General features: G+C 68.9%; 9 protein-coding genes, 1 tRNA gene, 1 other RNA gene and 1 pseudogene. 8 read left to right on the plus strand and 4 right to left on the minus strand.

What is annotated here, in order from left to right:
* The 4 genes and pseudogenes from BHQ18_RS30710 to BHQ18_RS30875 form a co-directional block, all read left to right on the plus strand.
* Positions 1–187, plus strand: a pseudogene (locus BHQ18_RS30710) (HNH endonuclease signature motif containing protein); the annotation flags it as partial.
* Between the two features lie 100 nt (positions 188–287).
* Positions 288–1337 (plus strand): ATP-dependent DNA ligase, encoded by a 1050-nt coding sequence (locus BHQ18_RS28585; protein ID WP_069417009.1) that lies wholly within the window; start codon positions 288–290, stop codon positions 1335–1337.
* 1 nt (position 1338) lies between these two features.
* A complete protein-coding gene (gene ligD / locus BHQ18_RS28590) occupies positions 1339–2391 on the plus strand; it encodes a non-homologous end-joining DNA ligase (RefSeq protein ID WP_069417010.1) in 1053 nt (350 codons plus the stop codon).
* 94 nt (positions 2392–2485) lie between these two features.
* On the plus strand, positions 2486–4099 hold the full coding sequence (locus BHQ18_RS30875) for an Hsp70 family protein (RefSeq protein WP_109789446.1): 1614 nt from the start codon (positions 2486–2488) through the stop codon (positions 4097–4099).
* Here BHQ18_RS30875 and BHQ18_RS28600 read toward each other — a convergent pair.
* Entirely contained in the window at positions 4096–5157 is a 1062-nt protein-coding gene (locus BHQ18_RS28600; protein ID WP_069417016.1) for an NAD(P)H-dependent amine dehydrogenase family protein, read from the minus strand. The two genes, BHQ18_RS30875 and BHQ18_RS28600, sit on opposite strands and share 4 nt — an antisense overlap.
* A gap of 77 nt (positions 5158–5234) precedes the next feature.
* Here BHQ18_RS28600 and BHQ18_RS28605 point away from each other — a divergent pair, with 77 nt between their 5' ends.
* On the plus strand, positions 5235–5876 hold the full coding sequence (locus BHQ18_RS28605; RefSeq protein ID WP_069417011.1) for a TetR/AcrR family transcriptional regulator: 642 nt from the start codon (positions 5235–5237) through the stop codon (positions 5874–5876).
* 8 nt (positions 5877–5884) lie between these two features.
* Here BHQ18_RS28605 and BHQ18_RS28610 read toward each other — a convergent pair whose 3' ends face one another.
* The 3 genes from BHQ18_RS28610 to BHQ18_RS28620 form a co-directional block, all read right to left on the minus strand.
* Positions 5885–6907, minus strand: coding sequence for a S1C family serine protease (locus tag BHQ18_RS28610; protein WP_069417012.1), 1023 nt, complete (start codon positions 6905–6907; stop codon positions 5885–5887).
* Between the two features lie 41 nt (positions 6908–6948).
* Positions 6949–7704, minus strand: coding sequence for a lipid uptake coordinator LucA (locus BHQ18_RS28615; protein WP_069417013.1), 756 nt, complete (start codon positions 7702–7704; stop codon positions 6949–6951).
* 96 nt (positions 7705–7800) lie between these two features.
* Positions 7801–7886 (minus strand) — tRNA-Ser (locus BHQ18_RS28620).
* An 80-nt stretch (positions 7887–7966) separates the two neighbouring features.
* Between BHQ18_RS28620 and ffs the strand changes: the two genes are divergently transcribed.
* From ffs to BHQ18_RS28635, 3 genes are all read left to right on the plus strand, one after another.
* An RNA gene (ffs, locus tag BHQ18_RS28625) (signal recognition particle sRNA small type) lies at positions 7967–8061 on the plus strand.
* 30 nt (positions 8062–8091) lie between these two features.
* Positions 8092–9369: an aspartate aminotransferase type Ic gene (locus tag BHQ18_RS28630; protein WP_069417014.1), complete on the plus strand. Its 1278-nt coding sequence runs from the start codon at positions 8092–8094 to the stop codon at positions 9367–9369.
* Positions 9370–9408: 39 nt separating this feature from the next.
* The coding region (locus tag BHQ18_RS28635) for a DNA polymerase III subunits gamma/tau (RefSeq protein ID WP_131815746.1) at positions 9409–10617 on the plus strand (1209 nt) is incomplete at its 3' end.

Genomic DNA, 10617 nt, shown 5'->3' on the forward strand with positions numbered 1-10617 from the left:
CGGAAAACGCAAAGACGGCCGCACCGAATGGCGACCCCCACCGCAGTTGGACACCGGCCAGGCCCGGGTCAACAACTACCACCACCCCGAGCGTTACCTGATCCCCGACGACGGCGCCCACGACGCCAGCGACGACGACCGCGCCGAAAGACCCGACCCCACCGACACCGACCGCGACGCCAACTGACGCCGCGGAAACCCCACCACGCCCGGCGGCGGCTCCGCGACCGCGGCCGCGACGATGACATTCCTCGATGCCGGCGGTCTGCAGTGGCGTGAACGCAATAATGGGCCAGGTGGATCTCCCCGTACTGCCACCGCTCGAACCGATGCTGGCCAAGGCTCAGGCCAAAGTGCCCCAGGAAACCGGTGTGTGGTCCTACGAGCCGAAGTGGGACGGCTTCCGCGCCCTGGTGTTCCGCGACGGCGACAAGGTCGTGCTGCTGTCGCGCAGCGGCAAGGACCTCGGCCGGTACTTCCCCGAAGTTCTCGAATCGGTGCGCGACGAACTCGCTCCCCGCTGCGTACTGGACGGCGAGATCGTCGTCCCCCGCGAGTTCGACGGCCGCACCCGGCTCGACTGGGAGTCGCTGAGCCAGCGCATCCACCCCGCCGCCAGCCGGATCAAGATGCTGTCGGAACAGACACCCGCCCACTTCATCGGTTTCGACGCGCTGGCCACCGGAGACACCTCGCTGATGAAGCAGCCGTTCCGCACGCGGCGCGAAGCGCTACGAGATGCGGTGAACGAAAAGCAGTGGTGCCACGTCACCCGCACCACCGAGGACCCCGAACTGGGCGCGCAGTGGCTCGAGGAGTTCGAAGGCGCCGGCCTCGACGGCGTGATCGCCAAACGACTCGACGGCCACTACCTGCCCGGCAAACGCGAGATGATCAAGGTCAAACACGCCCGCGACGCCGACTGCGTGGCGATGGGATACCGCATCCACAAGAGCGGCGAAGGCATCGGATCGATCCTGCTCGGCCTCTACCGGCACGACGGCGAGCTCCAAATGGTCGGCGGCGCAGCCTCGTTCACCGCCAAGGACCGACTCAAACTGCTCGCCGAACTGGAGCCGCTGCGCGAAGGCGACGAGATGCGCGAAGGCGACCCCAGCCGCTGGAACTCCGCCGCCGACAAGCGATGGATTCCATTGCGGCCCGAGAAGGTCTGCGAAGTGGCCTACGACCAGATGGAAGGCAACAGCGGCGCCCAACGCTTCCGGCACGCGGTGAAGTTCCGCCGCTGGCGTCCCGACCGCGACCCCCGCAGCTGCACCTTCGGTCAACTCGACGTACCGCTGAACTACGACCTCTACGATGTCCTGGAGTCCTGAGATGGCCACGCCTGCAGAGCAAATCGACGTCGACGGTATCGAGGTACGGCTCACCAACCGTGACAAGCCCTACTTCCCGAAGCTGGGCAAGAACGGCACCAAGGGCAAGCTCTTCGACTACTACCTGGCGGTCGCCGAACCGATGGTCACCCTGCTGCGGGATCGGCCGGTGCATCTGCAGCGGTTTCCCGACGGCATCGAGGGCGAGGAGATCTACCAGAAGCGGGTACCGCAGAAGCATCCCGACTACCTGGAAACGTGCACCGTGACGTTCCCGTCCGGTCGCACCGCCGACGCGCTGAAAGTCACGCATCCGTCGGCGATCGCCTGGGCCGCGCAGATGGGTACGGTCACACTGCACCCGTGGCAGGTGCGGTGCCCGGACACCGAGCATCCCGACGAACTGCGCATCGACCTCGACCCGCAACCGGGAACCGGATTCGCCGATGCGAGCAGCGTCGCCGTCGACGTGCTCAAACCCCTGCTCGACGAACTCGGCCTGGTCGGCTATCCCAAGACCTCGGGTGGTCGCGGTGTGCACATCTTCCTGCGGATCAAGCCGGACTGGGACTTCATCGAGGTGCGGCGGGCGGGTATCGCGCTGGCCCGCGAGGTGGAACGGCGGGCACCCGACGCGGTGACGACCTCGTGGTGGAAGGAAGAGCGCGGCAAGCGCATCTTCATCGACTACAACCAGAACGCGCGGGACCGGACGTTCGCGTCGGCGTACTCGGCGCGCAAGACGCCGATCGCCACGGTGTCGACGCCGTTGACGTGGGACGAGCTGCGCGACGCCGACCCCGACGACTACACGATCGCCACGGTGCCGGATTTCATTGCGGGACGGCCGGATCCGTGGGCCGGCATCGACGCCAAACCGCAGTCGATCAAGAAGCTGCTCGACATGGTCAAGGCCGACGAAGAGCGCGGACTCGGTGATATGCCGTATCCGCCGAGTTACCCGAAGATGCCCGGTGAGCCGCCGCGGGTGCAGCCGAGCAAGAAGGTCGCCGCCAACTGGGACGAGGACGGCAACCCGGTCAAGGACAGCTGACCGGGCGTTCCTGCACCCGCCGACCGCCCGTGTGACGCAAGATGGTGAAGTGATCAGGTCGGTCACACGGGCAGGGGGTGCAGTGTTGTTATCGGTGGACTTCGGCACGTCGAACACGACGGTGGCGTTTCGCGACTCCCAGGGAGCGATCCGCGACGTCCCGCTGTCATCGACCGGCACACTGATGCCCTCGGCGGTCGTGTGCTCGGCCGGCCGGATGCTGACCGCCGGCGAGGCCGCGGTGCTCGCCGGCCACGCCGACCCCGCCGCCTACGACCCCACCCCCAAACGGCGGATGGACCAGATCGAGGTCAACATCGCGGGTCTGTACCTACCCCAGACCGACCTCGTCGCCGCGGTGCTTTCCGAGGCCCTGGCCAAGACCGCCGCGTTCACCGGTGAACCCCCCGGCGAGGTCGTGCTCACCTACCCGAATCACTGGCACGAGACCGTGATCCAACGCCTCGCCACCGCGGGCGAAGTCGCCGGCATCGACCAGCACCGCATGCGTCTGGTCGACGAGGCCTCCGCCGCGGCCGCCTACCACACCGCGGCCCAAGCCGAGCGTATCGCCGTCGTCGACATCGGCGCGGGCACCTGCGGCGTCTCCGTCCTCGACCGCCAGCAGGACGGCACCTTCACGGTCACCGCCGCCGACGGTTTCGACGGCCTGGACTTCGAGGCCCGGATCAAGGCGTGGGCGCTGCAGCAGCTCCAAGCCACCAACCCTGCGCTCGCTGCCGAGGCGGCCGACGCGGCCGACCTCTCCGCTCAACTGCGGCTCGCCGACACCACCCGCATCGCCAAGGAAACCCTGTCTGCCGAACAGTCCGCGCCGCTGGTCGTCTCCGGCGCCGCCGGCAGCGAAACGCTGCACCTGTCCCGCGCCCAGCTCGAGGCGCTGATCGCCGCCGACGTCGACCGCGCGGTCCGGCTCACCGAGAGCCTGCTGTTCCACGCCAACACCATCCGCCAGCACGACCAGCCCGTCCCCATCCACCTCACCGGCGGGTCGTCCCGCATCCCGCTGCTCCAGGCCCGCTTCGCCGGCGTCGGCCCGGTCCAGGTGCTCGACCCGAAAGCCGTTGTCGCACAAGGTGCATTGCAGACTACGCCGACCCCTGAACAGCAGCGCTACAACAAGGTTCCCGAACCCCCGCCCGTCCCGGTGCGCAGCCGCTGGAAGCGACGGAAACAACGTCGGGCCGCCGCCAAGGCCGCGCTCGGCGGCGGCGCGACCCGTCGCCGCAAACTGATCACGACCACCACCCGCAAGTGGCTGGCCGGTATCGCGCTGATCGCGATCGTCGCCAGCGGCGTCGGCGTGGCCGCGGTGATGATCTTCGGCAGCATCACCGCACCCGACCAGCCGCCGCAGGCGTCGACGCCGCGCACCACCTTCGCGCCGCCGACCCCGAAGGTGCCGACCCCGTTGGAGTTCACGGTGAACGTCATCGTCACCGAACAGCAGTGCCCACCGGAGGCGCCGGGCTGCACCTACAAGTACACGATCGAGCCGAAATACGTTGGCCTGCACCCGTTGCCAGAGACACCGTTCACCGTCTTCTACGAAGTCGTCGGCGGCAACGCCCCGCAGAAGGGCGAGTTCACCGTGCACAAGGACCAGGCCAAGATCCTCAAGGACGTGGTGCTCGAAGGCCCGCCCGCAGCCCAACTGCGCGCGAACGTGCTGCAGGTCGCGGGTTAAATCACCACCCCGCGCGCCTGCGGCAGCGGCAGGTCGTTGTAGGTCGCGATGCCCGGCGCCGCCGCCACGACCGCCGGGATCGCGTGGATCGGCGGCATCGCGGTCATGATGTGCCCGAGCACGAAGAAGTCCTCGATCGTCTTGGCGTTCTCGATCATGTCGGGCGGCGGGAGGAATCCGACCTGCATGTTGACCGTGGGCCTGCCGTCGATGGTGATCTTCCAGCCGTCGCCGTCGAGTTGCCAGTCCGGCTCCAGCGTCTGGCCCTTCTTCCAGCGGACGTTGATGTCGACGACGGTCTTGCCGCCGGCGATGCCCTGCCAACTGGCGTACACACCGGCCACATGTCCGGCCGGGATGGTCCACGACGCCATCGGGAGATCCTCTGTGGTCTGGGCATATTCGGGCACACACTTGATCTCGTCGAGTTCGACGCCGATCGAATCGGCGACCAGTCGCACCGCTTCGGCGAACACCGCGGTGCCGTTGGCCGCCATCGGCGCCAGGTTCGGGTCGTCGATCGCGGTGCCGAAGCCGACCGGCCGTTCGGTGTCGGGGGAGTCGTAGAGCGTGGTGTCCGCAGACTCGGAGATGGTGATCTTGTCGACGCGGTCGCACGCCGTCGACGCGACGATCGCCAGCAGTTCGGCGAAGCCCGGGCTCACCCCGGACCCGAACAGCGTCGACCCGCCGCGCTTGCACGCCTCCTCGAGCTTGTCTCGGCCCGCGCCCAGGTTGTGCCCGGTGATGAACGACGCCGACGCCACCACGTTGACGCCGGCCTCCAGGATCCGCACCAGTTCGTCGACGTCGATCCACATCGGGTTGTAGACCACGACATCGGGTTTGAGGGAAAGCAACGCGTCGACGTCGTCGGTGGCTTTCACTCCGAGCGGGGAGATCCCGGCCAGCTCGCCGGCGTCCTTGCCGACCTTGTCCTTCGACCAGGCGTAGAGGCCGACGAGTTCGTAGTTCGGATTCTTGGCGATCGCCTCCACCGAACTCTTGCCGACATTGCCGGTGGTCCACTGGACGACGCGATAGGAAGTGTTTGGCACCCGCACAGCATAGGAACACGGTGTCCGCTTTTTTGCCGATCGGCGAAAATTCACCCGATTCCGCTTACGCTGAGCCGATGAGCGGCCGGACCAGGGGTCGTCCGCCGCGGATCAGCCGGGATCAGATCGTCGCGGCGGCCCGCGGCCTGACGAGCCGAGATCTCACGATGCAGGCCGTCGCCGACGCGCTCGGCGTCAGCCGCAAGGCGCTGCACTACTACGTCGGTGACCGCGAGGGCCTGCTCTCGCTGGTGCTGCTGGACCGGTTCGAGCGCGAACTCGGTGGGGTGGAGTTACCGGAAGACGGGGACTGGCGGAAAGTGCTGCGAGCCTATGCCGTTGCGTTCCGCGACGGGCTGATCCAGGTCGGCGTGGCGACCGACTTCAACCGGCTGCGCGGAATCGGTGCGGCGGCCGCGCTGGCGTTGGCCGACCGCGTGCTGGCCGCGCTGCTGAGCGCCGGGTTCGACCCCGACACGGCCCGGCACGCGTTGACCGCGGCGTCCAACATCGCGCAGTCCGCCGCCCACGACAGCGCCGCGCAGACCGCGTCCGGAATGCACCGGCACCGCGCCGAGACCGCCGCTGCCCTCGAAGCCGAACCCGCCGACACCTATCCCGCGCTGCGGCGGGTGCTGTCGTCGGCGGACTCGCAGCGCCGCGACGCCGAGGAACAGTTCGACTTCGAACTCGACCTGCTCATCGCAGGCCTCGACTAGAGCGCGAGCTAGAACGTCGTCGGCGTCAGCGTCGCCTTGCCGGTGCGCTCCTGTCCGTTGCCGTCGAGCCACACCAGGTCGAGCACGTCGCCCGGATAGTGGCGGTCGAGCACGTAGGTCAGCGTGGTAGCCGAGTCCAGCGCGGTGCCGTCGAGCACCAGCAGCCGGTCGCCGGGCAGCAGACCCGCCCGCTCGGCCGGTCCGCCGCGCAGCACGTCCGCGATCTGGACGCCCGGCCCGCGCTGCGCGGTGCGCACCCCGACGCCCAGCAGCACCGGCGGGCCGATGTGCACGTCCGCGGACGGGGCGCGGGAGCGGATCTGGTTCGCGATGGACATCGCGTCGTTGATCGGGATCGCGTAGCCCTCGCCGCCGGGGCCGAAGCGGTAGTTCACCGACGCGGCGGTGGTGACGCCGACGACCTGGCCGGCGCTGTTGACGACGGGTCCGCCCGAGTCGCCGGCGACGACGGGTGCGGCGAACTCGAACAGCCCGGTCAGCTCGTCCTTGCTGCCGGTGAGCGCGTCTTCGGCGCTGACGGCGCGGCCGAACCCGGTGACGGTGCCGACCTCGCGGGTCAGCGGGCCGTTGGTGCCGTTGGCGTTGCCCAGTGCGACGACGGGCTCACCCTCGACCATCTGCGTCGAGTCACCGATCGGGGCGGCGGGCAGCCCGGCGGCACCGATCAGCTGCAGTACCGCGATGTCGCGCTTGCGGTTGTAGCCGACCAGTTCGGCCGGGTAGGACCGGCCGCCGACGCTGGCGGTGATGCGGTCGGCGCCCGAGACGACGTGGAAATTCGTCAGCACCTGACCGTTGGGGTCCAAAACGATGCCCGCGCCGTTGCCGAAGGCGCGCTGGTAGTCGATTTCGGTGTCGATACGCACCACGGTCGGCTCGACCTGCGCTGCGGCGGCGATCGGGTCGCCGGGGGCGGCCATGACCGGGGTCACGGGCACCACGACGGCCATTGTCGCGGCCAGTGCGATCAGCAGCGGCGCGAAGAGGCGCCGGACGGGGATTTTGCCCATGCGTCCATATTGCCCGATAGGCGACGGCTCAACCGGGGACGTCAGTCCTCGACGGCCACTCCGCCGCGCAGCCGTCTGCGGCGACGCCGGGCTGGTTCGGGTCGGCGGTTGCGCAGCTTGCCGCCCTCGGACTCGTCGTCGTCGGCTCCGGGATCCGCCTCAGCCGCCTCGGCAGCCTCGGTCTTTTCGGCAGCCTCAGCCTCCTCGGCAGTCTCGGCCACCACCGGCTCCTCGGTCCCGGCCGGCTCGGTCTCTTCGGCCTCGCCGACCTCGGCTTCCGCAGTGCCCTCGGCCTCGACTTCGCCTTCGGCCTCGCCGCGACCGCGTCGCCGCTGCTTCGGCGCCTTGACCTTCAGGGGTTTCGGCGGTGGCGGCGGCATCTCGGCCACCGAGGCCAGGTAGAACGCGAAAATCCCGAGCAGCGCGACCGCAGCGGCCGCACCGTAGATGCCGAACAACCACCGGCCGGCGTCGTCGAGCGACAGCCAGATCTCGCTGACCGCGGCGCCGATGATCAGCACGCCGGCCAGCACATGCAGCGCGATCGACCAGGTCCGCAGCGTCAGCGCCATCTGCGGGGTGCCGAACTCCGGCCTGCGGGTGCGCAGCAGGGTGAAGACGACGGGCAACGCCGCCAGCCCGATCAGCGCGCCGACCACGATCCGCAACACCGTGCCCAGCGTGTGCGGGGTGTCGCCCATCAGCTCGGGCCAGCGCGGAAGAACGAAGAAGAAGTACAGAACCCCGGCGACGACGCAGAACGACGCGTGCCAGACCACCGCAACGGTGCGGCTCATACTCCTCCTACGCGCTCGTCGGCTCTGCGACGAGCACTGATCGCTTCGGTTTGGCCGGGGTGCGACCGAAAAATCCGTCGCACCCCGGGCCGAGTGCGGAGGATGCGGGATTTGAACCCGCGAGGGCTATTAACCCAACCCGCGTTCCAGGCGAGCGCCATAGGCCACTAGGCGAATCCTCCGCGGGCCATGGTAGCGGACCTGGCGGGGCCTCCGGTCACGATGCGCGGGCCACCCGCCGTCGCTGGAGTATTAGACTCGCCGTGGACCCCGCGCGGCGTCCATCCTGTGAACTCCCCCAGGGCCGGAAGGCAGCAAGGGTCAATGGGCTCTGGCGGGTGCGCGGGGTCCCCTTCTTTTCCGCACTCCCCAGGTGAAAGGCGTCCGGTGTCATTTCTGTCGCTCGGCCGAGACGAGCTCTCCGCACACCATGAGCAGCAGAAACGCAACTACGCCGAACTGCAGGCCAAGGGTCTGAAACTGGATCTGACCCGCGGCAAACCGTCGGCAGCCCAGCTGGACCTGTCGAACAAGCTGCTCGAGCTTCCGGGTGCGGAGGACTTCCGCGACGGCGACGGCACCGACGTGCGCAACTACGGCGGCGTGCACGGCCTGCCGGAGCTTCGGGCGATCTTCGGCGAGCTGCTCGGCATCCCGGTGCAGAACCTGATCGCCGGTAACAACGCCAGCCTCGAGCTGATGCACGACGTCATCGTGTTCTCGCTGCTGCACGGCACCGCGGATTCGCCCCGGCCCTGGAACCAGGAGCCGACGCTGAAGTTCCTGTGCCCGGCGCCCGGCTACGACCGGCACTTCGCGATCACCGAGAGCCTGGGCATCGAGATGATCACCGTCCCGATGCTCGAGGACGGCCCCGACGTCGACATGATCGAGGAGCTTGTCGCCGCCGACCCCGCGATCAAGGGCATGTGGTGCGTGCCGGTGTACTCGAACCCCACCGGGGTCACCTTCTCCTGGGAGAACGTCCGCAGGCTTGTCCAGATGCGCACGGCGGCAAGCGATTTCAGGCTGATGTGGGACAACGCGTATGCGGTGCACACGTTGACGCACGACTTCGTCCGCAATGTCGACGTGCTCGGGCTGGCCGAGGCCGCCGGCAACGGGAACCGGCCGCTGGTGTTCGCGTCGACGTCGAAGATCACGTTCGCCGGCGCCGGCGTCAGTTTCCTGGGCGCGTCGCTGGGCAACATCGCCTGGTACCTGCAGCACGCCGGCAAGAAGACGATCGGCCCGGACAAGGTCAACCAGCTGCGCCATCTGCGGTTCTTCCGCGACGCCGACGGGGTGCGGCTGCAGATGCAGCGCCACCAGCAGCTGCTGGCCCCGAAATTCGCGGCGGTGCTCGAGATCCTCTCCGACCGGCTGGGCGAGTCCAAGATCGCGTCGTGGACCGAACCCAAGGGCGGCTACTTCATCAGCCTCGACGTGCTGCCCGGCACGGCCAGGCGCACCGTCGCATTGGCCAAGGACGCAGGCATCGCGGTCACCGAGGCCGGTGCCACCTTCCCGTACCGAAAAGACCCGGAGGACAAGAACATCCGGATCGCCCCGACCATGCCCGCCGAGCCGGAGCTGCGCGCGGCGATCGACGGTCTGGCCACCTGCGCGCTGCTGTCGGCGACCGAGTCGCTGTTGAAGGACTGACGTGTCGACTCGTCACACCGCGCCGGTAGCCTGCTGAGCGTGGCGCTCTACCGCAAGTACCGACCCGCGACCTTCGCCGAAGTCGTCGGCCAGGAACACGTCACCGAGCCGCTGTCGACGGCGCTGACGTCGGGCCGGATCAACCACGCGTACCTGTTCTCGGGTCCGCGCGGCTGCGGCAAGACCTCGTCGGCGCGCATCCTGGCCCGCTCGCTGAACTGCGAGCAGGGCCCGACCGCGACGCCGTGCGGGGTGTGCGACTCGTGCGTCGCGCTGGCGCCCAACGGGCCCGGCAACGTCGACGTCGTCGAACTCGACGCGGCCAGCCACGGCGGCGTCGACGACACCCGCGAACTCCGCGACCGCGCCTTCTACGCGCCCGCGCAGTCGCGCTACCGGATCTTCATCGTCGACGAAGCCCACATGGTCACCACCGCGGGGTTCAACGCGCTGCTCAAGATCGTCGAGGAGCCGCCGGACCACCTGATCTTCGTGTTCGCCACCACCGAACCGGAGAAGGTGCTGCCGACCATCCGGTCGCGCACCCACCACTATCCGTTCCGGCTGCTGGCGCCGCGGACCATGCGCTCGCTGCTGGAACGCATCTGCGCGCAGGAGGACGTCGCGGTCGACGAGGCGGTGTACCCGCTGGTGATCCGCGCCGGTGGCGGCTCACCGCGCGACACGCTCTCGGTGCTCGACCAGCTGCTCGCCGGTGCCGACGGCAACCACGTCGCCTATGCGCGGGCGCTGTCGCTGCTGGGTGCGACGGATGTCGCGCTGATCGACGACGCGATCGACGCGCTGGCCGCAGGTGACGCCGCGTCGCTGTTCGGCGTCGTGGAGGCGGTGATCGACGCCGGCCACGATCCGCGCCGGTTCGCCACCGACCTGCTGGAACGGTTCCGGGACCTGATCATCCTGCAGTCGGTGCCCGACGCCGCCGCCCGTGGTGTGGTCGACGGACCCGAAGACGTACTCGAGCGGATGCGCGAACAGGCCACCCGCCTGGGTACCGCGACGCTGACCCGCTACGCCGAGGTGGTGCACGCCGGGCTCGGCGAGATGCGCGGCGCCACCGCACCGCGGCTCCTACTCGAGGTGGTGTGCGCGCGGCTGCTGCTGCCCTCGGCCAGCGACACCGAAAGCGCTCTGCTGCAACGCATCGAGCGCATCGAGACGCGGCTCGACATGTCGATCCCGGCGGCCGAGGCGGGACAGTCGGGCGCGCCACCCAAGCAGTACGCC

The sequence above is a fragment of the Mycolicibacterium flavescens genome (assembly GCF_001722335.1).
GTDB classification, from domain to species: Bacteria; Actinomycetota; Actinomycetes; order Mycobacteriales; family Mycobacteriaceae; genus Mycobacterium; species Mycobacterium flavescens.